26 protein-coding genes and 1 pseudogene are annotated in these 24739 nt (G+C 60.8%); 9 read left to right on the top strand and 18 right to left on the bottom strand.

Going from position 1 to position 24739, the window contains the following annotated elements; all coding sequences use genetic code 11:
- The first annotated feature begins 100 nt into the window (after positions 1 to 100).
- The 5 genes and pseudogenes from Q7W83_RS16955 (at position 101) to Q7W83_RS16935 (ending at position 4254) form a co-directional block, all read left to right on the top strand.
- A complete protein-coding gene (locus tag Q7W83_RS16955) occupies positions 101 to 502 on the top strand; it encodes a hypothetical protein (RefSeq protein WP_150631579.1) in 402 nt (133 codons plus the stop codon).
- 19 nt (positions 503 to 521) lie between these two features.
- Positions 522 to 667, top strand: a pseudogene (locus tag Q7W83_RS16950) (aldolase); the annotation flags it as partial.
- 178 nt (positions 668 to 845) lie between these two features.
- Positions 846 to 2417 (top strand): sensor domain-containing diguanylate cyclase, encoded by a 1572-nt coding sequence (locus Q7W83_RS16945; RefSeq protein WP_473656376.1) that lies wholly within the window; start codon positions 846 to 848, stop codon positions 2415 to 2417.
- 102 nt (positions 2418 to 2519) lie between these two features.
- Positions 2520 to 3314 carry an exodeoxyribonuclease III gene (locus Q7W83_RS16940; protein WP_150631577.1) on the top strand — a complete coding sequence of 265 codons (795 nt, stop codon included), beginning with the start codon at positions 2520 to 2522 and terminating at the stop codon, positions 3312 to 3314.
- Between the two features lie 112 nt (positions 3315 to 3426).
- Positions 3427 to 4254, top strand: a complete 828-nt coding sequence (locus Q7W83_RS16935; RefSeq protein WP_473656375.1) for an arylamine N-acetyltransferase family protein — start codon at positions 3427 to 3429, stop codon at positions 4252 to 4254.
- Between the two features lies 1 nt (position 4255).
- On the opposite strand, the gene Q7W83_RS16930 is transcribed toward Q7W83_RS16935, so the two are convergent.
- Together Q7W83_RS16930 and Q7W83_RS16925 are read right to left on the bottom strand one after the other, a co-directional pair.
- Complete coding sequence (locus tag Q7W83_RS16930; protein WP_150631575.1) at positions 4256 to 4585, bottom strand: BrnA antitoxin family protein; 330 nt, start codon at positions 4583 to 4585, stop codon at positions 4256 to 4258.
- Positions 4586 to 4588: 3 nt separating this feature from the next.
- Positions 4589 to 4870, bottom strand: a complete 282-nt coding sequence (locus tag Q7W83_RS16925; protein ID WP_150631574.1) for a BrnT family toxin — start codon at positions 4868 to 4870, stop codon at positions 4589 to 4591.
- Positions 4871 to 5123: 253 nt separating this feature from the next.
- On the opposite strand from Q7W83_RS16925, the gene Q7W83_RS16920 reads away from it, so the two are divergent.
- Positions 5124 to 6641, top strand: a complete 1518-nt coding sequence (locus Q7W83_RS16920; protein ID WP_150631573.1) for a nucleobase:cation symporter-2 family protein — start codon at positions 5124 to 5126, stop codon at positions 6639 to 6641.
- 65 nt (positions 6642 to 6706) lie between these two features.
- Here the strand turns inward: Q7W83_RS16920 and Q7W83_RS16915 are convergent, their stop codons facing one another.
- The 16 genes from Q7W83_RS16915 to Q7W83_RS16840 form a co-directional block, all read right to left on the bottom strand.
- Positions 6707 to 7939 carry a dienelactone hydrolase family protein gene (locus tag Q7W83_RS16915; RefSeq protein WP_473656374.1) on the bottom strand — a complete coding sequence of 411 codons (1233 nt, stop codon included), beginning with the start codon at positions 7937 to 7939 and terminating at the stop codon, positions 6707 to 6709.
- A 28-nt stretch (positions 7940 to 7967) separates the two neighbouring features.
- On the bottom strand, positions 7968 to 8756 hold the full coding sequence (locus tag Q7W83_RS16910) for an SDR family oxidoreductase (RefSeq protein WP_473656373.1): 789 nt from the start codon (positions 8754 to 8756) through the stop codon (positions 7968 to 7970).
- Positions 8753 to 9346 (bottom strand): cysteine hydrolase family protein, encoded by a 594-nt coding sequence (locus Q7W83_RS16905; protein WP_150631662.1) that lies wholly within the window; start codon positions 9344 to 9346, stop codon positions 8753 to 8755. Before Q7W83_RS16905 ends, Q7W83_RS16910 begins: the two co-directional genes overlap by 4 nt.
- Entirely contained in the window at positions 9346 to 9879 is a 534-nt protein-coding gene (locus Q7W83_RS16900) for an aromatic-ring-hydroxylating dioxygenase subunit beta (RefSeq protein ID WP_150631570.1), read from the bottom strand. Before Q7W83_RS16900 ends, Q7W83_RS16905 begins: the two co-directional genes overlap by 1 nt.
- Positions 9869 to 11200, bottom strand: a complete 1332-nt coding sequence (locus Q7W83_RS16895; protein WP_150631569.1) for an aromatic ring-hydroxylating dioxygenase subunit alpha — start codon at positions 11198 to 11200, stop codon at positions 9869 to 9871. The genes Q7W83_RS16900 and Q7W83_RS16895 overlap by 11 nt, the downstream gene beginning before the upstream one ends.
- A 17-nt stretch (positions 11201 to 11217) precedes the next feature.
- Positions 11218 to 12162: a PDR/VanB family oxidoreductase gene (locus Q7W83_RS16890; protein WP_150637428.1), complete on the bottom strand. Its 945-nt coding sequence runs from the start codon at positions 12160 to 12162 to the stop codon at positions 11218 to 11220.
- A 236-nt stretch (positions 12163 to 12398) separates the two neighbouring features.
- Positions 12399 to 13208 (bottom strand): alpha/beta hydrolase, encoded by an 810-nt coding sequence (locus Q7W83_RS16885; RefSeq protein ID WP_473656372.1) that lies wholly within the window; start codon positions 13206 to 13208, stop codon positions 12399 to 12401.
- A 6-nt stretch (positions 13209 to 13214) separates the two neighbouring features.
- A complete protein-coding gene (locus tag Q7W83_RS16880) occupies positions 13215 to 13901 on the bottom strand; it encodes an ABC transporter ATP-binding protein (protein WP_150631566.1) in 687 nt (228 codons plus the stop codon).
- Complete coding sequence (locus Q7W83_RS16875) at positions 13894 to 14643, bottom strand: ABC transporter ATP-binding protein (RefSeq protein ID WP_150631565.1); 750 nt, start codon at positions 14641 to 14643, stop codon at positions 13894 to 13896. Before Q7W83_RS16875 ends, Q7W83_RS16880 begins: the two co-directional genes overlap by 8 nt.
- On the bottom strand, positions 14640 to 15656 hold the full coding sequence (locus tag Q7W83_RS16870) for a branched-chain amino acid ABC transporter permease (RefSeq protein ID WP_150631564.1): 1017 nt from the start codon (positions 15654 to 15656) through the stop codon (positions 14640 to 14642). The genes Q7W83_RS16875 and Q7W83_RS16870 overlap by 4 nt, the downstream gene beginning before the upstream one ends.
- 10 nt (positions 15657 to 15666) lie before the next feature.
- A complete protein-coding gene (locus Q7W83_RS16865; protein WP_150631563.1) occupies positions 15667 to 16578 on the bottom strand; it encodes a branched-chain amino acid ABC transporter permease in 912 nt (303 codons plus the stop codon).
- 66 nt (positions 16579 to 16644) lie between these two features.
- The gene (locus Q7W83_RS16860; RefSeq protein WP_150637424.1) at positions 16645 to 17805 is read right to left on the bottom strand and encodes an ABC transporter substrate-binding protein; all 1161 of its coding nucleotides are present in this window, start codon (positions 17803 to 17805) and stop codon (positions 16645 to 16647) included.
- Positions 17806 to 17910: 105 nt separating this feature from the next.
- On the bottom strand, positions 17911 to 18933 hold the full coding sequence (gene antC, locus Q7W83_RS16855) for an anthranilate 1,2-dioxygenase electron transfer component AntC (protein WP_150632498.1): 1023 nt from the start codon (positions 18931 to 18933) through the stop codon (positions 17911 to 17913).
- Positions 18934 to 18952: 19 nt separating this feature from the next.
- On the bottom strand, positions 18953 to 19444 hold the full coding sequence (gene antB, locus Q7W83_RS16850) for an anthranilate 1,2-dioxygenase small subunit (protein ID WP_150632497.1): 492 nt from the start codon (positions 19442 to 19444) through the stop codon (positions 18953 to 18955).
- A 2-nt stretch (positions 19445 to 19446) separates the two neighbouring features.
- Positions 19447 to 20850, bottom strand: coding sequence for an anthranilate 1,2-dioxygenase large subunit (gene antA / locus Q7W83_RS16845; protein ID WP_150632496.1), 1404 nt, complete (start codon positions 20848 to 20850; stop codon positions 19447 to 19449).
- 75 nt (positions 20851 to 20925) lie between these two features.
- The gene (locus Q7W83_RS16840; protein ID WP_150632495.1) at positions 20926 to 21132 is read right to left on the bottom strand and encodes a hypothetical protein; all 207 of its coding nucleotides are present in this window, start codon (positions 21130 to 21132) and stop codon (positions 20926 to 20928) included.
- Positions 21133 to 21208: 76 nt separating this feature from the next.
- On the opposite strand from Q7W83_RS16840, the gene Q7W83_RS16835 reads away from it, so the two are divergent.
- The 3 genes from Q7W83_RS16835 to Q7W83_RS16825 all read left to right on the top strand — a co-directional run bounded on the left by Q7W83_RS16835 (position 21209) and on the right by Q7W83_RS16825 (position 24729).
- Entirely contained in the window at positions 21209 to 22459 is a 1251-nt protein-coding gene (locus Q7W83_RS16835; protein ID WP_473656371.1) for an OprD family porin, read from the top strand.
- A gap of 259 nt (positions 22460 to 22718) precedes the next feature.
- On the top strand, positions 22719 to 23732 hold the full coding sequence (locus Q7W83_RS16830) for an AraC family transcriptional regulator (protein ID WP_191623708.1): 1014 nt from the start codon (positions 22719 to 22721) through the stop codon (positions 23730 to 23732).
- 1 nt (position 23733) lies between these two features.
- Complete coding sequence (locus Q7W83_RS16825) at positions 23734 to 24729, top strand: AraC family transcriptional regulator (protein ID WP_473656370.1); 996 nt, start codon at positions 23734 to 23736, stop codon at positions 24727 to 24729.
- The last annotated feature ends 10 nt before the right edge of the window (positions 24730 to 24739 follow it).

The following is a 24739-nucleotide window of genomic DNA, read 5'->3' as shown; positions in this document are numbered from 1 at the left end:
GGCCGTCAACCGTTCGGCGCTTAGCCCGGGTCACCAAAACAGCTTCGCCTAATCTTTGATTTACCGGAAATTCTTCCGGTGCTAACAAGGAAGGTGTGGCATGACTTCATTAAAGTTCGGCGCGTCCATCCTGTTGACCTGCCTGGCAGGGTGCGCAACCACTCCCCGTAGTAATTACGAGCCACCACCAGTGCCTGCATCGGCGGTAACGCTTGACGATGCGCAAATCACTGGCGCGTTGGTAGGAAGGAAGTTTTACGGGACCACCCGAGAGGGCAGTCACCCTTTTTCAATGAGTTTTGCGCCGAACGGAGTAGAGGTGTTCGAGCAGGCGCCCTACAAACCGGAGAAGGAAAAGTGGACGTTGAAAGACGGAGTTCTTTGTATTGAAGCGAAAGGCTATCCAACCGAATGCGGGCAGGTGAAGACGGCCAATAACGAATACTGGTTTGTCGATCCGAAAAACGGGAGAGTCCACGGGCATTTGAAAACTACGCCCTGAGTCGGATTCCCGCCGATGAATGGGCGCTCCTGGCTCGCCCATTACCGACCTGAATCTGGACTCGCCGGCTGTCATCACGGCGCGCATGGAACTGGCGGCATGCTTTCTGCTGGCGGCTCTGCATGGGCTGGAGGAGGGGGCTGCAATAATCACTTTTCCGCCATTGCGCAAAGGGCCTACGAGCAAATGCGCATGGGAGATGCAGAAAGTGCGCGGGCGCACTTGCACAGTGCGATGCGACGCCTGTCTAAAGGACAATTGCCCCGTACCATCCCGTAGACTAAGCTCGTAATCATTAAGGGTTTTGGGCCTTCGCCCATGCCTTACCCTTACAGGATGAGCTTTGTCTATTCTCCAAGACGACCCGCACGTCGCTACTGGCGTTGCTCTGAAACGGTTACCTCTGCGCAAGGCAGCCTTATTGTTCATTGCTGTGGTGTGTCTGTGCCTGTGCGGTTTGCTTTACCTGCAACTGGAGCAATCGCGTCGGCACGATCTGGCGGTGGCCGAAGTGGCGTCATCGAACCTCACGCGAGCCATGGCGCAGCACGCCGAAGACACCTTCATGAAAGCCGATCTGGTGTTGACCAGTCTGGTTGACTGGATTCAGGTCGATGGCTTCGGTCCGCCGCAGCGGCCACGCCTTCAGAAAACGTTCGCCCGGCGGGTGCAGGCGCTGAGTCAATTCCACGGGATCTTTCTGTTTGATCAGAAGGGCCAGTGGATCGTGACTTCTTTTGCGGATCTGCCTCGTGGAAATGGCGTGGCAGACCGCGACTACTTTATGTATCACCAGCAGAACATATCGTCGGTGGCGCACATCGGTCCGGCTATTCGCAGTCGCGAGAATGGCGAATGGATCATTCCGGTCTCCAAACGCGTGAACGACAAAAACGGCCTTTTTCAGGGCGTTTTGCTGGCCGGCATCAAGATGTCCTACTTCGACCAGTTCTTCAAAAGCTTCAGTCTTGATGACGATGGCTCGATGTTCTTGGGGCTGACTGACGGGACGCTGCTGGCGCGCCGGCCGTTTGTCGAAGCGCAGATCGGCACGTCGTTGGCCAATGGCGAGATCTTTCAGACCTTGCTGCCCAGCGCACCCTCTGGCAATGCAACATTCCGTTCGGCGGTCGATGGCATCGTGCGGTTGTATGGCTACCGTCAGCTCGGCGCCTATCCGCTGGTGGTGTCGGCGGCATCGTCCAGGGATTCGATACTCAAGAGTTGGTACGAGACCGCGTATCAATCCAGCATCATTGTTGCCCTGGTCGTGATCGGCGTGGGGCTGTTCGGTTGGGTGTTCGTGCGTCAGGTCCGCCTCGGCGAGCGGGTCGAGGCGGATTTGCGCAAGGCCAAGGAGGCGTTGAAGCTGATCGCGACCCACGATAGCCTGACTGGCCTGGCCAATCGTCGACTGTTCGAGCAGGCGCTGGACATCGAGTTCGGCCGTGGCACCCGTCAGTCGAGTTCATTGAGCCTGATCATGGTCGATATCGATTACTTCAAGCGCTACAACGACGCTTACGGCCATGTGGCGGGGGACCATTGCCTGGCGGAAGTGGCGCGGGCGGTAAAGAGTTGCTGTCATCGAAAAGCCGATCTGGCAGTGCGTTACGGCGGCGAGGAATTCGCAGTGTTGCTGCCGGATACCGATATTCACGGTGCGGTGGTCATTGCCGAGCAGATCCGTCGCGCGGTCATGGCCAAAAACATCAGCCACAGCGGTTCGCCCAACGGTTTCGTCACGGTCAGCCTGGGCTGCCATTCATTTGTACCCACGCGCCTGGACAGCCCCGAAGTGTTCATCGGGCGTGCGGATGCCGCGTTGTATCAGGCCAAGCATTCTGGACGCAACCGTTCGGCGGTGCTGTCGATCGAAGGCGGCATCGAGGAGTTGTTACGCTCGGATCGTTGAGACAACTGCGGCATGATCCAAGTCGTTACCTGTTGTGCGCCGAGCAACCACCTGAAGGTATGGAGGTCACACACTGAACACCCTCATCCGGAGTGTCGGCCCATGAAGAATCTGCGAATCGCAACGTTCAACGTCAACGGCATGCGCGCCCGACTGCCAAACCTGCTGGCCTGGCTGGAGCGGGAAAAGCCGGACATCGCCTGTTTGCAGGAGCTGAAGTCGGTGGACAGTGCGTTTCCCGCCGCAGAACTTGAGGCGGCCGGTTACGGCGCGATCTGGCAAGGCCAATCATCGTGGAACGGGGTGGCGATTCTGGCGCGGGATGCGCAACCGCTGGAGAGTCGGCGGGGTTTGCCGGGGGGGGACAGCGACACTCAGAGTCGTTATCTGGAGGCCGCCGTGCATGGTGTGCTGGTCGGCTGTCTGTACCTGCCCAATGGCAATCCGCAGCCAGGGCCGAAGTTCGATTACAAGCTCGCGTGGTTCGAGCGGTTGATCGCCTATGCCGAGGATCTCCAGCGCAGTGAACACCCAGTAGTGCTGGCGGGTGACTACAACGTGGTGCCGACCGATCTGGATATTTACAACCCACGCTCCTGGCTCAAGGACGCATTGCTCCAGCCGGAAAGCCGCGAGTGTTATCAGCGGTTGCTGAACCAGGGTTGGACCGATTCCCTGCGTCATCTTTATCCAGAGGATCGGCTCTACACCTTTTGGGATTATTTCAGACAGCACTGGCAGAAAAATTCCGGGTTGCGCATTGACCATCTGTTGCTCAACCCGGCGCTGAGCCCTTATCTGCAAGAGGCCGGTGTCGATGCCTGGGTCCGCAATGAGCCGCATGCCAGTGACCACGCACCGACGTGGATTCGACTGAGTTCGCGCAAGCAGCGTTGATTTTTCGGGCGGGTGGCGATTGGCTAAATCAATTGTCGGTCGTACCGCTTTATCCCTTATACATGGCGACCACCGGCACAGCGATCTGCGCCCCCTGCATAAGGACCGAGCCATGAGCGAATCACGCCTGAGCAATCTTTCGTTGTACCTGCAACGCCTGGGTTTCGACGCGCCACCGGCGCCGACCCTGGAAACCCTGCGTCAACTGCAGCTGCGCCACACCGGTGCATTCGCGTTTGAAAACCTCACCACGCTGTCAGGCGAACCCGTGCTCATCGACCTGCCGTCCATCGAGCAAAAAGTCCTGCACGAAAGTCGCGGTGGTTACTGCTACGAACTCAATAATTTGTTTCTGTCGCTGCTTCAGGCGCTGGGTTTCGACGCTACAGGCATCAGCGGTCGGGTGGTCATGGGCCAGCCCGAGGGCGCATGGACCGCGCGAACGCACCGTTTGAGCCTGGTCACTATCGACGGCGTGCGCTACATCACCGATGTCGGCTTCGGTGGCATGGTGCCTACGGCGCCGCTGCTGCTCGACACCCCGGCCGAACAGCGCACGCCCCACGAACCCTATCGCATCGAGCAACATGCCGATGGCTATACCTTGCGCGCCAACATTGCCGGTGAGTGGCGAGCGATGTACATCTTCGACCTGCAACGGCAGGAAGACATCGATTTCGCCGTCGGCAACTGGTACGTCTCGACCCATCCTGAATCATCTTTTGCCAGTCAACTGATGGTGGCGCGGACGGGAGAAGGCTGGCGGCGCACGCTTAACAACGGCAGTTTTGCCATTCACCGGATCGGCAGCGAGAGCGAACGTCGGCAGGTGGCGAGTGTGGATGAGCTGGTGGGGTTGCTGGGGAGCGAGTTCGGGATTCGGGTGCCGGAGCACATGGCGTTGAAACAGGTGCTTGCACGGCTGATCGTGGCGACGTAGCTCATGGCTTCATCACGCGATGAATTTCACTGAGTACCTCTGATAGTTTTTTCTCCAGGTTTTTTAGTTCGGAGGCGGTTATTCCTTCCTTGAAATGTCCAGAGTTTGCAACAGCGGTGTTCGGGATGGCCGCTGTCTTGCTTCCATCGCCGAGCAAGGCCTGGCGCAAGGTGTTGTTGATCACCGTCTGATAACCGAATCCCTCACTCTCGGCGGCGGTACGCGCCGCGTCTAACACGACATCGTCGAGCATGATGGTGATTCGGGTCTTGCCTTTGCCGGAGGCAACCGCTCCGCGTTTGGCCTTGCTGAAATCGTATTCGTCTTTCATGGTTCAAGCCTCCAGATATCGGCACCGCTCATTTTTGGTAGCGATGCGCGCGGCAATGATTCGAACGAAATTCGGCTCGCGATACGTGTACGCAACGACCAACAAGCGACCTTTGGCATCCAGCCCCATGATGATCCACCGCTGCTCATCGTGATGGTTGTCCTGCGGCGAGAGGGCTCTCTCGTCATAAAACACGGCCTCTGTCTCCGCGAGGCTGATCCCCTGATGCTTTAACTTGTTCGCTGCGTTCTTTGCCTTGTGAGACTGAATTTCGAATGACTTTATTATGCATACTTTATATGTATATGGGGGGCGTCCGTACCGATGGTCGCTTGGAATGCCAAAGACTAGCGGGCGGGGGAGAAGACAAAGGAGGGATGTATTTCAAATGTTTTTTGGAGGGGAAAACAGCGCAGGAAAAGGGCTACATGGACGGGTGTCCATAATTTGACCGATTAGTTGTATACAACTCTATAGACATTTGTCCTGAGTCTTGCATACAGTGTGCGCATAACAAAAACCAGGGAACCCCCCAACCATGAAAACGCCCCATGTTTCACACCAACGGCCTGAGGACGAAAACCTCGGGGTCGGCGCGAATATGGCTTACGGCCTGCAACACGTTTTGACCATGTACGGCGGCATCGTCGCGGTGCCTTTGATCATCGGCCAGGCGGCCGGGCTCTCGCCGGCGGACATCGGTTTGTTGATTGCTGCTTCATTGTTTGCGGGGGGCTTGGCGACATTGCTGCAGACCCTCGGTTTACCGTTTTTCGGTTGTCAGTTGCCGCTGGTGCAGGGCGTGTCGTTCTCGGGCGTCGCGACGATGGTGGCCATTGTCAGCAGTGGCGGGGAGGGCGGGTTTCAGTCGATCCTGGGGGCGGTGATTGCCGCGTCGTTGATCGGTTTGCTGATCACGCCGGTGTTCTCGCGAATCACCAAATTCTTCCCGCCGCTGGTGACGGGCATCGTGATCACGACCATTGGCCTGACGCTGATGCCGGTGGCCGCGCGTTGGGCCATGGGGGGCAACAGTCATGCGCCAGACTTCGGCAGCATGGCGAACATCGGTCTGGCGGCGGTGACGCTGGTGCTGGTGCTGTTGTTGAGCAAAATCGGCAGCGCGACCATCTCCCGGCTCTCGATTCTGTTGGCCATGGTGATCGGCACAGTCATCGCGGTGTTCCTCGGCATGGCGGATTTCTCGTCCGTCACCCAAGGCCCGATGTTCGGCTTCCCGACGCCGTTCCACTTCGGCATGCCGACCTTCCACTTCGCTGCGATCCTGTCGATGTGCATCGTGGTCATGGTGACGCTGGTGGAAACCTCGGCGGACATCCTTGCGGTCGGTGAAATCATCGACACCAAGGTCGACTCCAAACGCCTGGGCAACGGTCTGCGCGCCGATATGCTGTCGAGCATGATCGCGCCAATCTTCGGCTCTTTTACCCAAAGCGCGTTCGCTCAGAACGTCGGTCTGGTGGCGGTCACCGGGATCAAGAGCCGCTTCGTGGTGGCCACCGGCGGCTTGTTTCTGGTGATCCTCGGCCTGCTGCCCTTCATGGGCCGGGTCATCGCCGCTGTTCCGACCTCCGTGCTCGGCGGCGCCGGGATCGTGCTGTTCGGCACCGTGGCGGCCAGCGGCATTCGCACGCTGTCCAAGGTCGACTACCGCAACAACGTCAACCTGATCATCGTCGCCACCTCCATCGGTTTTGGCATGATCCCCATCGCTGCGCCAAATTTCTACGACCACTTCCCAAGCTGGTTCGCCACGATCTTCCACTCGGGCATCAGCTCCTCGGCGATCATGGCCATCGTGCTGAACCTGACCTTCAACCACCTCACTGCCGGTAACTCGGATCAGCAGTCGGTGTTTGCCGCCGGTACTGAACGGGTCCTGCGGTACCAGGACTTGGCGGCGTTGCGCGAAGGGGATTACTTCAGCGAAGGCAAGTTGCGTGACTGCGACGGGAAAGAGATCCCGGTGGTAGAGGCGGACCCTGGGCATGGAGAGCCACGGGTGGTGCAGGCGAAAAGCAGTGAGCATGTCTGACGTTTGATTGAATGAAAAAAGGCCGATCTGTTGAATGACAGATCGGCCTTTTTCATTGTCGGTCGCTATTGCCCGCTGTGTGTCCAGCGACCCATCAACGTATTGGACGGCAGCTGTTCATCCAACAGCTTTCTCGCCGTTTCCACGCCTGCCACCGGCAGCCCTTCAGGGTTCAACAAGCCAATCTGCACCAGCACACTGGCCTGGTCCCAGTAGATATGTTCGTGGTACAGCTTGTCGCCCCGGAACTTGATCACCCCCAGCATCGGTATCTCGACGTACTTCCCGGTCGGTGCGACGTTGGGCAGCATCCAGTCGATTTCGGTGCTGTGGGTGAAACACATGATGAATTCATCCACGATCTGCAATGCGCCGATGGTGCGGGAAATCGGGATGAGCTTCATGTCCGGTGGATTGCCGTGGACAAAATGGTGTTGATAGAAGCGGCTGAGTTCCCTGGCGCCGACGCCGCCGGTCATGGTCGGGATATGGTTGACGTAGGGTTCGGCGACCATGGTTGCCATGGTGGCGGGTACGTCGCGGGTCTCGAATTCGTGGCGGATGTGTTCTTCCCACAGGGCTGACAGGTTGAAGTGGGGGCCGATCTCGCGCTTGAGTGCGGCGATGCTGCGTTCATGGGCCATCAGCGAGGCGGGCTTGTCGTAGTGTGAGCCCCCGGCCCGGGCGAAGGCATGGTCGACGCCTGGGTACACGTAGATTTCGGCTTTGTCGCTGCCGGCCAGGTGCTCGCCGATCCGGGCGCGGGCATTGGCGTCGCAGTAGCCATCGTTCTCGGCAAAATGCAGTACCAGCCGGCCCGTGAGGTTTTCCGATTCGTGCAGCAGGTGTTCGATACCCATGCCGTAGTAGCCGACCGAGCAGGCCACATCGGTGCGTGCGGCAGTCAGCCAGGCCAGTTTGCCGCCCATGCAGAAGCCGACATAACCCAGGCCCGAGCCTTCGACTTCAGGCAGGGCACGCAGGGCTTTGAAGCTGGCGTCGATGTCGGTGATTGCCTTGTCCACGTCCAGACGCTGAAACAGGTCGATGGCAGCGGCAAAATCCGCTTCGGTGTAGCCCAGGTCAACGCCCGGTTGCAGGCGCCAGAACAGGTCCGGCACCAGAGCCACGTAGCCTTCCTCGGCATAGAAATCGGCCACCGCGCACATATTGGCGTTGACCCCGAAAATCTCCTGGCCGATCACCACCCCGGGGCCCTTGCCGCTGGCCGGCAGGGCCAGGTAACCGCTGAACGTGGCGTTGCTGTCCGTTGCCCGGATCTCAATCATCTTGCCCATGTTGTCTACCTCATTCGGTTATCAGGTTTTATTGGCTGTCACGGTATTGTTGAAACCACACTCGCGGCGACACGCCACGGTCTGGCCCCAGGATCGAAAAGCCGCCGTCCACCGGCACGTCGACACCGGTCATCCAGCCGGCACCGGCGCTGCATAGAAAGGCCACCACGCTTGCTACTTCATAGCCCCGTCCAATGCGCCCGAGCGGGTGAAAGGGGGCTCCGACCCGATCGGCCAGCTGCGGATCGTTGTCGCTCAGGTCGGCGACGCTGGGCGACCAGGTCCAGGCCGGGGATACGCTCAGCACCCGGACTTGCTCCGGGGCCAGGGTCATGGCCAGGTTTTTCGTCAGTTGCAGGATGCCGGCTTTGGAGGCGGGGTAGAGTGCACGCCCGGCTGCGCCGAATTTACCGCCGGTGCTGCCAATGTTGATGACCACGCCGCCGCTGGGCAGATGCACGGCGGCCTTCTGGGTAAAGATCGCCGCCGACACCAGATTGACGTTCAGGGTTTTCAGCCACTGTGCGCGGTCAGAAGCCAGTCCCTGATCGGCGTACAGGCAAGCGTTGTTGACCAGAATGTCGAGCCTGCCGAAGCGGGCCAGCGTGGCTGTGATGCACGCGTCGATGTCTTCGTCGCGCTCCACGTCGCAGGCTGAAAATCCGCAACCCATTGCTTGCGCCAATGCCTGACCGCTGTCGGCGTTACGCCCCACCAGCATCACCCGAGCGCCCTCGGCCAACAGCTGCCGAGCGATGTCCAGGCCCAGTCCCTGAGTACTGCCGGTCACAATCGCCACTTTGCCTTCGAGCATCATGCCAAGTCCTCCAGTGCTTCCTTGACGTGGCTGATACGGGCGATCAGCGCCATGCTCGCCAGCGAGGCCACATGCGCGCCGCTGTCCGCGCTGGCGCAGGCATCTGCCGCCACCGTCACCTCGAATCCGCAATCCACCGCATGGCGCACTGTGCTCTCCACTACAGAATGGGTCGCCACGCCAGCGATCAACAGGTGCGAAGGATTGAACTGGCGCACCACGGTTTCCAGCGGTGAGCCATAAAAAGCGTTGATCCGGTTGTGGGTGACGACGAATTCAGTGCGGCTGTCCAGCGGCGCCAAGGCGCTGAAAAACTCCGCTCCCCAACTGCCTTCCCGGACAGCGCCGAGGGTGGCGACCGTGCGCAGAATCGGCGCGTTCTGGATCAGGTCGGCGTAGTCCGGTCGGAACGCCACACGCACGTGAACGATAGGCCAACCCTTGGCGCGTGCGCCAGCCAGTAATCTGCCGGCGGCGTCGAGCAGTGCGGCGCGCACGCTGTCTTCGGACCCCAGCCCGACCCTTATCTTGCCATCGGGGTGCAACACGTCATTCTGATAGTGCAGGGCGATCACCACCGGCGCGTTCATCACACGAATACCTCAAGGTTGGCGAACACATCGTTGCAGTTGATGAGGTCCACGCGCTTGAGCTGGATCTGCCAGTCACCGCCGTCCTGAGCGGCCAATTTATAGGTGTAGCGACCGGCGAGTTGACGTTGCTCCAGACGCCACTCGCTGTACTGGAAGCTGGCGCTGACCACCAGCAGGCCTTGGGCGTCGAGCCCCTCGACCAGCACATTGCCGACCAAGTGCGCGGTCTGGGTTTGCGGTTGCTGAGACCAGTTGCGGGCGTTTTCCACCCGCCGAATCCGCACCTCGCGCAGCATGCGGTTTTCCCAGAACAGCGAGATATGGTCGAACGGGTTGGCTTGCTCGTGCTTGTGCGGCACCCAGTACATGCCGGTGTCGGTGAACAGCTTGTCCCACTCCCAGAAACGCCGCTCATCCAGCAGACGCGCCTCACGGTAAAGAAACTGTTCGATCTGGCGCAGGGTCTCGACGGGAACCTGGGCGGGGGTCAACTGGCGGGTGTCGACGTCGATTCGGCGGTCAAGCAGCATGGGTGCTCTCCTTGGCGATCAGGGTGGCGGTCATGAACTGTTTCCAGGCGGCAAACTGGTTGCGCATCGGCAGTTCGCTGGTGCCGTTGGTGGACACCGCGCCGTCCTCCAACGGCTTATCGGTGCCGGCGTAGCGGTGCATGCTGATCCACTCGCCACCGCGGGTCATGTTGCCTTCCTGGCAGCGGGCGTAGACTTCGACATCGTCGGGCATCACGTTGGAGGAGGGTGAGTTGATGACGTTGGCGTAGGTCAGCGCGCGGTCGAACACGGCATCCGGAGCGCCCTTGCAGCGGAAGGTCTGGATCTCAACCATGGTCCGGTCCACCGCGATGGGGCGGATCACCCGGAACTGCATGAACACGGTGTGCGGCGAGCCGCTGCCGTAGATCACCGTGTTGTGACGGTTCATGCCGAGGATTTCCTTGGCACGCTGCTCGCCGTAGGCCTGGCTCAGGCATTCGAAGTGAGCACGGGAGACCTCGTCGCGCTCGGCGGCGGCCGGGTCGAAGATCGCTTCCATGTAGCCGTGGCCGTTGTGGTAAGCGCGCAGTTCGAGTTTTTCCCAGAAGTCGTAGGGTTCGCCATTGCCGTCCATGATCAGCAGCTCGAAGGGCATTTCACCGATGGCCTGGGCTTCGTCACGCGCAGCGTCTACCGACGATTCGTGGGTCACGCGGGCGTGCATGGTGTCGTGCAGGTTCTCGTAGAACACTTTCCAGTTCGAGCGCTGCTGAACACGGAAGATGCCGCCGGCCACCTCGACTTCGCCGACCGGTGAACGGTCGCAGAGGTTGTCGATGGAGGTGATGACGCCACCCAGAAATGCTTTCAGGTCCGGCCCGAACGCCGCCTGGCTGGCGAACACGAAGCCGCGATAGGTCTCGACGCGGGCGACGCTGGCCATGGAGAAATCCGGGTGTTTGGGGTCGTAGCAGGTGCCTTCGAAACCGCTCTTGAGCGGTGCCGACAAATGCTGGCCGTCGAGTTTGAAGGTCCAGGCGTGATACGGGCAGCGGAAGAATTTGCCGACACTGCCGTCACCGTCGGCCACCAGTTTGGCGCCCTTGTGCGGGCAGCGGTTGTACAGCACGCTGACCTGCTGGTTGGCGCCGCGCACCATGATCACGTCCTGATCACCGAGACGGGTGGTGTGGTAGTCGCCGGGGTTCTTGACCTGGCTTTCATGGCCGACGTAGATCCAGGCGTTGCCGTAGATTCGCTCCATCTCCAGCTTGAACAGGGTCGGGTCGGTGTAGACGCTCTTGTGGACGCTGTCCTCACGGATCAAGGCAGCAATTTGCTCGTTGGTCGGTATCACGGGATGTCCTCGGTTTGTCACAGATCGAGCACCAGCAGCGCGCTGCGGGTACGGGAGACACAAGTGCAGAAACTGCCGCTGGCGCGCTCGCGCTCCGACAGGCAGATGTCGCGGTGATCGGGCTGGCCGTCGATGACCTGAGCGACGCACACGCCGCAGTCACCCCGTCGGCAGTCGAACATCGGGTCCAGGCCGGCCTGGAGCATGGCGTCGAGCACGCTTTGCCCGGCAGCCACTTGCAGGCTCACGCCGCTTTCGCGCAGGCGCACCTCAAAGCCTTGATCGCCGGCCATTTCCAGGGCGCCGCTGAACAGTTCGTAATGCAGGTGATCTTCTGCCCAACCCTGTTCGCGAGCGCAGGCCAGCACGCTGTTGAGCAGGGCGGTCGGGCCGCAGATGTAGAGGTGCAGACCGGGTCTTGGCGCGGTCAGGATTGCAGCGGCAGGAAGGCGCTTTTGCGGGTCGCCGCCGCTGATCCAGCAATGGTTGTCCTGGCAGGCGCGGGCCTCTGGCAGATAGGCCATCTGCGCTTCATCGCGACCGGCGTAGTGCAGGGTGAAGGGCTTGCCCGCCGCTCGCAGCGACCGGGCCATGCCAAGCATCGGCGTGATGCCGATGCCGCCGGCGATCAGCAGTGCGTGTTCGGTGTTTTCATGCAGTGGAAAGTGGTTGCGTGGCGATTCGGCCAGCAGTTCATCGCCGACCTTGAGCGAGTGCACCCAACGCGATCCACCGGTACCCGACGCTTCGAGCTGGACGGCGATTTCGTAGTGCTCGCCGTCGGGCAAGTTGACCAGCGAATAGGCCCGGCGTTGAGTGCGATTGCCGGGTACGTGCAACTCAAGGTGCGCCCCGGCGGTGAAGCCCGGCAGTGGTCGGGCGTCGCTGGACACCAGCAGGACGCGGCGGATTCTGGGGGTCAAAAGCTCGATGTGTGCGACCCTGAGCGAGAGGCTGGACATACGCAATTCCTGTCTGAATTCGTAGCCACTGTATGAAGCTTGGTGAGGGCAAAAAAGCCGTTAAAGGCAAACCGGTATCCACTTCTGGCGAGAGTGATTGGCAGGGTGGATGGGCGCCAACGAAGAGGTGCCCTGTCCGCATGATCGCGTTGTCCGGGCGTTTTTCGCGAGCGGGCTCGCTCCCACAAGGGCAGTGCAATACCTGTGGGAGCGATGGGGGTTACCGATGACGCGTGTTATCGGGTTGAACGCGTCACCCTCAGGTGCGCAAGCAGCGCCCGCAAGTGTTCGCCATCCGCCTGGGCCAGATCATCCAGCACAGCGAAATGATGACACCTTGCAAGCTCGACCAGGCTCACGGCCTGCCCGGCCTCGCGACAGGCACTGGCGTACTCGCGCGAGTGCCGAATCAACTCCGGCAACTCATCCGCGCCCACGGTCACGAGCAACGGTGCGCCGTCGCCGATCAGCCTTTGCGGGCTAAAGCGCTGGATATCCTCTTGGCTCAGTTGCAGCTTGTCGTTCAACCAGCAGCGGCTGATGGGTTCGAGCTCCATCAGGCCGCTGATCGGCAGGGCCAGGGTCACGAGCGGATGTCGGCGATGCAGCGCGGTCAGATGGCCTCCCGCCGAGTGCCCGCAAAGCACCACCTGTTGACCGATGTTCAAGGCTTCGCGGTGCGCCATCAGGTGGTCCAGAGCCTTGCCGATCTGCCCGACGATGGTGCTCATGTTCGCCTCGGGCGCCAGGGTGTACTCGAGCAGTCCGACATTGAAGCCGGCCTCGATCAGCCCCTCGGCGATAAAGGCGTAGTCGTCCTTGTCCGAGGCCTGCCAGTAACCGCCATGAATGAACAGCAGCGTCGGCGCGCCGGCATCCGCATGGGCGTACCAGTCGAAACGCTCGCGCATGCCATTGCCATAGGGCATGTCACGCTGCCAGGCGTGGCTCGCATAGGTCTCGGCGCTGCGCTGGCGAAAACGCTGCATGATCTGTGGAAAATCGCCCACTGCTGCGACGTTGTTGTAAGCCTGATCGAGGTCCATGGCTGCTCACACTCCCAGGTAGCGTTGCGACAGTTCGGGTTGAGCCGCGAGTTCCACAGGGGTGCCATCCCAGACCTGCCGTCCTTTCTCAATGATGTGATGACGGTCGACTACCCGTGCCATTTCCTTGAGGTTTTTGTCGATCACCAGAATCGTCTCACCCTCTGCCTTGAGGGTGGCCAGGCAACGCCAGATCTGCTCGCGGATGATGGGGGCCAGGCCTTCAGTGGCTTCGTCGAGAATCAACAGGCTGGGGTTGGTCAGCAGTGCGCGGCCCACCACCAGCATCTGCTGCTCGCCGCCCGACAGGGTGCGAGACAGCTGGTCCTGGCGCTCCAGCAAGCGCGGGAACAGTTCATAGACCCGCGCCAAATCCCATTTGCCCCGCGTGGCGGTGGCCAGCAGATTTTCCCGCACACTCAGGGTGCCGAAGGCGCGGCGGCCCTCCGGCACCAGTCCCAGGCCGGCCTTGGCGATGCGATAGGGCGCAGCACCCCGCATTTCCGTGCCGTTGATGCGGATGCTGCCGGCACTGGGCTTGAGCAACCCCATGATTGATTTGACCGTGGTGGTCTTGCCCATGCCGTTGCGGCCGATCAACGACACCACCTGGCCCTGCTCGATACTCAGGTGCATGTCGAACAACACCTGGCTCAAGCCATACCCCGCTTTCAAGCCTTGAACCTCAAGCATGTTCTTCTCCCAGGTAGGCGGCCCGCACTTGCGGGTCGTTGCGCACTTGTTCGACGCTGCCGGTCAGCACCGTCTGACCGTAGACCAGTACCGTGATACGGTCGGCGAGGGCGAATACCGCGTCCATGTCATGTTCAACCAGCAGGATTGCGTAGCGGCCCTTGAGGCTGTGCAGCAGCTCGGTCATGCGTGCGGATTCGTCGGCGCCCATCCCGGCCATCGGCTCATCGAGTAACAGCACCGAGGCTTCCTGAGCCAGGGCCAGGGCGATCTCCAGTTGCCGCCGTTCGCCGTGGGAAAGCTCGTGGACCGGGTCTTGCGCGCGAGGGCCCAGGCCCACCTGCTGCAAGTAGCCAAGCGCCGGCTCCAGCAGGCGGGTGTCGCGGCTCAGCGGACGCCACATGCCGAACGCCTTGCCATCACGAGCGGCGATAGCCAAGGCGACGTTCTCCAGCAGGGTGAACTCGGTGAACAGCTGACTGACCTGGAAGGCCCGCGCCAGGCCCAGGCGCGGCCGCTGCCAGGCCGGTACGCGGGTGATGTCCTGACCGTTGAGATGAATCTGGCCATGGTCGGGGAAAATTTCCCCGGCGATCTGCGCGATCAGCGTGGATTTACCGGCGCCGTTCGGGCCGATGATGGCGTGCAACTCACCCTTGGCCAGTTCCAGGCTGGCGCCGTTGGTGGCTTTCACCGCGCCGAAGGCCTTGTGCAGATCACGAATCGATAGCTGTGCGCTCATGGGCGTGCCTCCACGGCGGTGTTCGATTTGACGGCAACCACGTTCGGCTTGCGCTGCAACAGGCTCAGCAGCAATCCGTAAACGCCTTTCTTGCCGAACAGCACCACCAGCAGCAACAGAGGACCGAAAATCAGCATCCAGTGTTCGGTCCACTGGCTCAGCACTTGTTCAAGGCCCAGGTAGGTGGCCGCACCCAGCAACGGGCCGAGCAGGGTACCGACGCCGCCGAGGATCACCATCGCCATCAACTCGCCGGACTTGTGCCAGGCGCCCATGTCGGGGCTGACGAACAGCGCGTAATTGGCCCACAGAATGCCCGCCAGACCGCCGCCGGTGCCCGCGATCACAAAGGCCGTCAGGCGATAGCGCAAGGGTTTGAGGCCCAGGCTGACACTGCGCCGCTCGCTCTGCTTGAGCCCGCGCAGGACAAAACCGAAACGCGAATTGACCAGCCGCCGACACAGCAGCAACCAACCGGCCAGCAACGCTACACACAGGTAGTAGAAGTGGTTGGCGTCGCTCAGATCCAGTGCGCCGAGGGTATTGCGCTCGTTGAGCAGGATGCCGTCGTCACCGCCGTACAGCGACAGCGAGCCAAGCACGAAGTAGAGCATCTGGCCGAACGCGAGGGTGATCATGATGAACTGCACGCCGCTGGTACGCAGCGACAGATAACCCACCAGCCACGAAAGCAGCGCGCATACCAGCAGGGCCAGTGGCCACACCACCAGCGCGCTGTTGCTGCCTTCCCAGCCCCACAGCGGCATGCCTTGCGACGTGTGGAAGGCAACGATGCCGACGATGTAACCGCCCAGTCCGAAGAACGCGGCATGGCCGAAGCTGACCATGGCGCCGTAGCCGATCAACAAGTCCAGACTGATGGCCGCCATGCCGTAGATCGCAAGGCGGGTGAAGAAGCTGACCAGGTAGGGTTCGTGCAACCAGTGGGCCAGCAGCGGCATGCAGGCAAAGGTCGCCAGGCACGCAAGGTCAATGATAAGGCGTGGTGACATAGCGTTCTCCTCAGGCACGGGCCGGCAGCAGGCCGCGCGGACGCACCAGCAGCACCAGGGCCATGACGATGTAGGCGCTGGCGGAAATCAGCCCGGCGCTCAGGGTGCCGCTGGTTTCGCTGGGCAGCAGTTGGTCCAGCAGCGGCGGAATGTAGGCACGGCCGAGGCTGTCGACCATGCCGATCAGCAGGGCACCGACCAGCGCACCGCGCACCGAACCGACACCGCCGACGACGATGACCACGAAGGTGGTGATCAGGATCTTTTCGCCCATGCCGATTTCCACCGACAGCAGCGGTGCCGCCATGAAGCCGGCCAGGCCGCACAGCATGCAGCCGAAGACGAACACCAGGGTGTATAGCCGGGCGATGTTGACGCCCAGCGCGCCGACCATTTCATGGTCGTCGGCCCCCGCGCGAATCAGCATGCCCAGGCGCGTGTGGTTGATCAGCAGCCACATGCCGACCGCCACCACCAGACCTGCAACGATGAACAGCAGCCGGCTGACCGGGTACATCAGCCCCGGCAGCACTTGGACAAAACTCGAATACCATTCGGGCGTGGGCATCGCCGGTGGGCTGCGACCGAAGATCAGGGTCAGCAATTCATTGCTGAAAAACACCACGGCCAACGTCGCCAGCACCTGATCCAGGTGATCGCGTTTGTAGAGGTGGCGCATGATCGAGGTTTCAATCAGCGCGCCATAGCAGGCCGAGCCAATCAGCGCGGCCAGGCCGCCCAGCCAGAACGAGCCGGTCGCCATGGCGGTGTAGGCGGCACAGAAAGCGCCGACCATGTAAAAGGCACCGTGGGCGAGGTTGATCACGCCCATGATGCCGAAAATCAGGGTCAGGCCCGAGGCCAGCAGAAACAGCAAGGCGCTGTATTGCAGGCCGTTGAGAATCTGTTCGAGCAATAACATGACTGCGTTCCTCATGAAAACGCCCCGCAGGTTTCTGCAGGGCGAGGACGGGGGCTCAGGTGCCGGTCAGATCGAGCATTGAGCGGCGTAGCTGTCGACGTGGCGGGTCGCCAGAGTCTTGATCGGCACTTCGATCAGCTTGCCATCGGCGCCGGCCTGCACTTGCAGCAGGTACCAGTCGATCACCGGGTGCTGGTTCTGGGCGAAGCTGAAGTCACCGCGAATGGAATCGAACTTGACGTTCTTCATGGCCGAGCGGAAGGCCGCCTGATCTTTCAGATTGCCCTGGGAGGTCTTCAGGGCTGCGCCGATCAGTCGTGCCGTGTCGTAGGTCTGGGCGGCATACACCGTCGGGGCGCGCTTGTACTTCTCGGTGAAGGCTTTGACGAAGGCCTGGTTGGCCGGGTTGTCCGACTGCGGGTTCCACAGGGTGACGATGTTGGTGCCCTTGGCCACATCGCCGGTGGCGGCGAGCATACGTTCATCCATGGAGAACACCGGCACCACCATCGGGATTTGCGCCGACAGGCCCGAGCCGCCGTACTGCTTGGCGAAGTTGATGCCGCCGCCGCCCGGGTGAAACTGGAAGATCGCATCCGGCGCCAGCGCACGCACGCGCGCCAGTTCCACCGAGAAGTCCAGTTGGTTGAGCTTGGTGTAGATCTCGGTCACTTCGCCCTTGAAGGTGCGCTTGAAACCGGCCAGTGCGTCACGGCCGCCCTGATAGTTGGGCGCCAGAATCACCATCTTCTTGTAGCCCAGCTCGTTGGCGGCGACACCGGCCATCTCGTGCGGGGTGTCGTTCTGGTAGGAGGCGACGAAGTAGTTGGCCATGCACTTTTCACCGGCCAGGGTCGAGGGCGCGGTGTTGTTGCTGACGTAGAAACCGTCCTTGGTGGCGGTGTTGATCACGGCCGCCAGCACGTTGGAAAAAATCACCCCGGTGTACAGCGAAATACCGTCCAGGCTCATGCGGTCGGCGATCTGCTTGGCCTTGGCCGGTTGCAGTCCGTCATCTTCCACAATGAGTTGCACCGGCACACCGCCGAGCTTGCCGTCCTCCTGATCGATCGCCAGCTGGAAGCCGTCCCGCGAGTCTTCGCCCAGGTAGCCGGCGGGGGTGGAAAGGGTGGTGATGAAGCCGATTCGGACAGGCTCCACGGCCTGGGCAGCCGTCGCTGCGCAGAGGGAGGTTGCCAGACATGCACGCAATACCAGGTTTTTCATGAGGCGGCCTATGAAGTAGGTCGTGCCAACGCACGGTGGATATCGATGAGGGCAGTGATTCAGTGTTCGGTCGGGCCGATTGATTGTTGTTATGGAAGTGCTGTGTCAGCTGTTGCTCTCGGTGAACTTCTCCAGATAGAGGCGGCTTTGGTCCAGGCCGTGCTGCTGGCGCCAGTCCTTGATTGACTCGACCATCGGCGGCGGGCCGCACAGGTACAGGTCGAACGGCTGGTCGCGCAGCTCGGCCAATTCCAGGTGATCGGCGATATAGCCGGTCTTGCCCGGCCAGTCGGGGTTGGGATTGCTGACCACGGGCGTGAAACGGAACCCGGGGATGCGTGCGGCATAGGCCTCGATGCGCGAGACCTCGCACAGGTCCGCGGCCTCGCGCACGCCGTAGTACAGGTGCACCGGATGGCCGCAGCCGTGCTGGTCGGCAATCTGGTCGAGCATGCCCAGGAACGCCGACAGCCCGGTGCCACCGGCCACCATCACCAGCGGTCGGTCGATATGACGCAAGTAGAAAGCACCCAACGGCGCTTCCATGTGGATCACGTCACCGACCTGGCAACGATCGCGCACGTAATCGGTCATCACGCCGCTGGGCAGCAAGCGAATGAGAAACTGCAGGTTGCTGCTGCCCGGCGCGCAGGCAAAGGAATACGAGCGCCGATGTTCGGTGCCCGGTACCTGCAGACGAGCGTACTGGCCCGGCAGGTAGTCGAGCGCCGCGCCCGCTGCACCGACTTCCACATGCACGATGGCGGTGGTCGGCGATACCTGTCGCACCTCGCTCACGGTGCCTTGCAGAGTGCTCGGGCCGCTGCTGCCGCAGAGACTGGAATCGAAGTCGAAGTAGAAGGCCGCGTCCGACTGCACGCGCGTCTGGCAGGTCAGCATCTTGCGCTCGGCCAGGTCACTGGCCGACAGTGCTTCATCGTCCACATAGTCCTGAGTGTACTGCCCGGATTCGCAGCGGCCCTGACAGGTCGCGCAAACCCCTTCGCGGCAGTCCAACGGAATCTTGATTCCGCTGCGCAGGGCCGCGTCGAGCAGGATTTCATTGTTCTGCACGTTGCAGAAGAGTGTTTTGCCATCGGCGAAACTGAAGGCGACCTTGTACGTCATGAGCGTTAATCCGCAGGGTTCAGAGATGGTAGAAATCGAGCACGGAGTTGATCGTGTCGTTGAGCAGCACTACGTGTTTGCGGGCGATCTTCCAGCTCTCGCCGTCGGGGCGCAGGCGGTAGGTGGCTCGGCCGAAGAACTGCTCGGCGGTTTGCATGCGGTAGTACAAGGTGCTCCAGTTGACGCGGACCTCCAGCTCATCATCCTGTAGCGGCGCGATACGCACGTTGCTGATCAGGTGCAGGGTGCGCGGCATCGGGATGGTCGATGCCGCCTTGCCGGTACGAATGCGGAACACCCGGTCTTCCAGACCACCCCGGTTGGGGTAGTAGATCAGTGACATGCCTTTTTTCGGGTCGGTGGTGTAGACGTGCTCCGAATCCCATTGCGGCAGGTGGAATTCGCTGTCATCGCTGAACATGGCCAGGTAGGTGTCCCAGTCCTGGGCATCGCAGGCCTCGGCGTTGCGGTAGAGAAATTGCTCGACGCGGTATTGCAGTTGCGAATTCATGTTCACACCTCACGCAGTTTCAACGGTTGTTGTTCGGCCGCCTTGCGCGCCAGGCCTTCGAGCAAAAAGCGCTGCCAGTTGGCGTGCTGGTTGACGTACAGGCCTTCATGGGTGAACTCGGTGCCGGTCAGTGCCGGGGCGATGCCAATGGTTTCGCTGTTGCGGGTGGCGCCTTCGACCCACTTGCCCTGGCCGCGGGAAATGTCGCTCCAGCGTTCCAGACGCGCCTGGAAGCCACGCTGGGCTTCACGGAACTCCACGAGGTCATCGGGGGTGCCCATGCCGGACACGTTGAAGAAGTCTTCGAACTGACGAATGCGGTTTTCCCGATCGGCGTCCGACTCGCCGACCACACCCAGACAGAAGCTGTTGATTTCGGTCTTGTTCCAGGCCACCGGGCGGATGATGCGCAACTGCGAGCTGATCTGGTCGAGGAAAAACATGCTCGGGTAGACGTTCAGATTGCGCAGGCGGTGCATCATCCACTCGGCTTTGCCCTGGCCGTGTTCCTCGACCAGACGCGGCATGATGGTGGCGTAGCCAGGGCGCACGGCCGGGTTGGGCATGTCGCTGAACAGAAGGCTGTGGCCGTTGTGGAAAGCGAACCAGCCGTCGTCGGTTTCCTTGTCGCCGGCCCCCAGCTTGCTGTAGTCCAGGGTGTCGCTGGAAGTCAGGCCTTTTTCGGCGTTGACCTGTTGGCGGTGTTGCACGGTGGCCACGTAGTTGTAGTGGACGGTGCTGACGTGGTAACCGTCCAGGCCGTTCTCGTTCTGCAGTTTCCAGTTACCGTCGTAGGTGTAGGCCGACTTGCCCGGCAGCACTTCGAGCTGACCGGTAGGTGACTGCGCCACCATCATGTCGAAGAACACCTTGGCGTCACCGAGGAAGTCTTCCAGGGTGTCGGTGCCCTCCACGTCGAGGCTGACGAACACGAAGCCGTTATAGCTTTCGATACGGGCCTTTTTCAGGCCGCGGGTAGCCTTGTCGAAGCCTTCTGGGTATTCGCCCGGCGCCTTGACCTTTACCAGCCGGCCGTCGCTTTTGTAGCACCAGGCGTGGAAGGGGCACGTAAAAGTCGACTGGTTGCCCTTGCCAACGCGGGTAAGGGTGGTGCCACGGTGCTGGCAGGCGTTGATCAGGGCGTTCAGACGACCTTCACCGTCGCGGGTGATGATCAGCGGCTGGCGGCCGGCACGCATCGTCATGAAATCGTGATTATTGGCGATCTCGCTTTCGTGGCAGGCGTAAATCCAGTTCTTCTCGAAAATCAGTTCCATTTCCAGATCGAACAATTCCGGGTCGGTAAACATATCGCGGGCGATGCGATAAACACCGTCTTCCGGACGGAAGTCCAGGCAACTTTCTATATAACTTTTCCACTGTTCGATACTTCGTGCAGTTGTCATATCCCAGTCCTCGGCCAATGGGCTAATTCACGCCTTCATTAAATGACGTGGCGATGGACAGGGTCTATCCGCTTATTAGTGGAAACCCATCCGGAAAATAAGCCTTGATCCTGGGTTGTTGGCGATTTTCTCCTGTAAATACTGGGTTTTGTCGCCTGTGAAGGCTGAGCAAACGGCTAATTGTCTTCCAGTAACGGGATAGCCGCTGACGAACTTGTTGCGGCTTAATTTCAATCGAAGCACCACCAGAGTGTCTCGCTGCAGGTCACTGGAAACTGCCATTGCTCATGGCCCTGGTTTTAGCCAGAAGTGCCTTCTATTCATGTGTTGCTCTAAACGCGGCAGGGGGAAAAATAATATGTTGCATAAAACGTGGTTAGTTCGAGGGATTCAAACAGTGGGCTTGTTGACGCCATTATTGGCTCAGGCTGACGTGGTCTCTGACAGCCGGCTGACACTGGGTACCCGCAACTTCTACATCGATCGGGATTTCAAGCAGGACAACCCGGCCCGTTCGCGGGTGGGCAGTTGGACTCAGGGGTTCGACCTGCGTTTTGCCTCCGGCTATACCGAAGGCCCGGTGCAGTTCGGCCTGGACGCAGAGGTGCAGTATGCCTATAGGCTGGACGGCGGTGGCGGGCGCGGCGATGACTCCATCATTCCTTACAGCCGAAGCCGTCAGGAGCAGGCCGATGAATATGGCCGTGGCGGGGCGACGCTGAAAATGCGCTATTCGAAAACCGAGCTGAAAGTCGGTGAACTGCGGCCGTTACTGCCGGTGGTGATCATTGATGATTCACGTCAGTTGGTCACGACCTATCGCGGTGGCCTGCTCGAATCCAAGGAAATCGACGGCCTGACATTGACCGCCGGGCGGCTGACGCAGATCGGTGCGCGTAACTCCTCCAACTACGAAAAACTGTACCTGCAGACCGGTTCGGGTGTGCGCCATGGCAGTGACGGGCTCAACCTTGCCGGTGCCAGCTATGCTTTCACTCCGTCGCTGACCGGTACTTACTTCTACGCGCAACTGGAAGACATCTACCAGCAGCACTACCTGGGCATCACCCATCTGGCAGACCTGGGCGACGGCTATGCGCTGAAGACTGACCTGCGTTACTTCAACAACAGCGAAGACGGCGACGCGCTCTACGGCTACATTGATAACCGTTCCTATGGCGCCATGACCTCCCTGAAAAAAGGCGGGCACCGATTCGGCGTGGGATACCAGCGCATGCTCGGCGACAGCAACTTCCCGACACTGGGCGGTTATGTGCCGCAGCCGTTCCTGGTGAACTGGTCGCGGGTGGCGTTCATCAAACCCAACGAAAAATCCTGGCAACTGCGTTATGACTACGACTTTGCCGCCATGGGGCTGCCGGGCCTGAGTTTCATGACCCGATACTTGAAGGGCAGTTCGGTGGACCGTGGCGACAACCTCAGTCAGGCAGCGGAGCAGGAGCGCAACCTGGTGCTGTCTTACGTGGTGCAAAGCGGTCCGCTCAAAGGCGTGGGCGTAGAGGCCGGCAATGTCGTCGCCAAATTCAGCCATGGCAATGACTGGGTGGAAAACCGCCTGATCACGACTTACACCTGGAAATTTTGGTAACGTCCTGCCCTGAAATCGGACACGGTTGCGCGCAGAAGTGACGCCTCGGGTAGCGCTTTACCCGTTGCGTCGCCCGCTCCTGGCACCATTGCTGTGCGCATCAACGCCGCGCAACGCGTTCGACATCCAGATAGTTTCCGATTACTAGCCGAAAAGTGCGGATTTCGCCTGTTCGCACCGGCTGGGCATAGCCCTTGCAAACCCAATGAGAATACGCGCCGAAGAGCGTGTCGATGTCCATTGCCGTGGGTGTACCGTCATGACCGAACCAAATGTTGTCCAGTTTCGAGATATCCGCATAGATCGCTACGACCTGGCCGGTGCCCGGGCATGGATGGCCGGCATTTGCGGGCCGCACGAACTGCAGACCTCGCAGCCGAACCGGATTCAGTTTCACCACAAGGCCAATGTGTTCAAATCCATGTCCACGACCTTGGGCCGGATGGAATACGGTACCGACGTGACCATCGGCGTCGAGGATGCCGAACACCTCAATTGCTACAGCCTCAGCCTGCCGATTCGCGGCGAGCAGGAATTGGTCAAGGATGGCCGTCGGTTGTACTCCAATCAGGATCAGGGGCTGATCGTGACGCCGCACGAAACCCAGACACTGAGCATGGCCGGTGACTGTCACAAGATCTCCGTGGTGATCACCCGCATGGCCATGCGCCAGACACTGGAAGGCATGCTGCAACGCCCGCTGGAAATGCCGCTGAAGTTCGAGCCGGTGATGGACGCGGTCAACGGCGCCTCTGCCTCCTGGTGGCGGCTGGCCCGTTACTACATCGATGAGCTGGAGCGCGGCCACGACCTGTTCAGTCAGGTGTACTTCACCCGCGATATCGAAAGCGCGCTGATCAAGGGTCTCATCCTTTCCCAGCCCAACAACTACAGTGCCGAACTGCGTGACCAACTGGGCGTCAAGTTGCCGTATTACCTGGTGCGCGCCAAGGACTTCATAGAAAGCAACGCTCGCGAAGACATCCACCTGGAGGACATTGAGGCGGCGGCAGGGGTGTCCCGCTTCAAACTGTTCGAAGGCTTTCGCAAGCACATGGGCGTCTCGCCCATGGCTTACCTGAAAAAGTTTCGCCTCGGCGCCGTACGCCAGGAAATCCTCGAAGACGCCTCGGTGCGCAACATCTCCGTGATCGCGATGTGCTGGGGGTTTTCGCATCTGGGCCGGTTCGCCAGTGAGTACCGCAAGCTGTTCAACGAAACGCCCAGCGCCACTCTGCAGCGCAGTGAAGCCCGTCGCAACCGGTCACTTTGACATGACGACTTTCCACGCGGCCACCGCCAACAGCGTGGGCCTCAACTTGTCGCTGATGTGCCGCGAGCCGGTCTTCACCAGTCGCTCGGCGCAGGAAACCCAGCGTTTGATGGGGCAAGCGCTGGTGGAGCATGAGCTGGACTGGCCGCGAGGCGGGGTCGATACGGCGTTCTATCGCGGCCAGGTCGCCAGTTGCGAACTGTATGCGCTGCGTTACGGCGGCCAAGTAGAAATCCGGCCGCAGCCTTTCGAAGATTTCGTGCTGGTACAGATGCCGCTGCGCGGCAGTGCCACGCTTGAGTCCGACGGCATGGGCTATGACGTCAGCCCGGGAGAAGTGGCGATCCTGTCTCCGCGCAACCAGGCTCGAGTGGTGTGGGAGGAGGGCTGTGAGCAACTGATCCTCAAACTGCCACGAGCATTGCTCGACGCCAGCCAAAATGCGCTGGCCGATGACTTGCCATCGGGCTTCACTTTAGCGCCGGTCAGCCGTCTGGAACGGCCACTGGCGATGCGCTGGTTTCGTCTGGTCAGCGAGTTGCTGGAGCACTTGCCCAAGGGCGAGTCGAGTGCACTGCCTTCTCGCTGGTTACAGCATCTGGAGCAAAGCCTGCCGCTGTTTCTGCTCAGCCATTGTGGCGTTGCGCAACAAGAGTCGCGTTCGCCGCGGCAGCCCACCCGTCAATTGCAAAAAATCGACGCCTGCATGCGCGAACACCTTGCTCAAGGCATCTCCCTGGCTGAACTGGCGGTTGCTGTCGGGGTGAGCATTCGCAGCTTGAACACCTTATGCCAACGTGAATACGGTCAAAGCCCGATGGACCGCTTGCGCGGATTACGGCTCGAAGCCGCCAGGGAGTACTTGCTGGCGAAGCCGCACACCAGCGTGACAGAGGTCGCGCTGGAGTTCGGGTTCGGGCATGTGGGGCGGTTTGCCAATTACTATCGGCAGCGCTTTGGAGAGTTGCCGAAGCAGACGATGAAGTCTCTGGCATGAGGGACACAGA

The organism is Pseudomonas sp. 300 (assembly GCF_055803035.1).
This window is presented reverse-complemented; position numbering and strand designations above follow the sequence as displayed.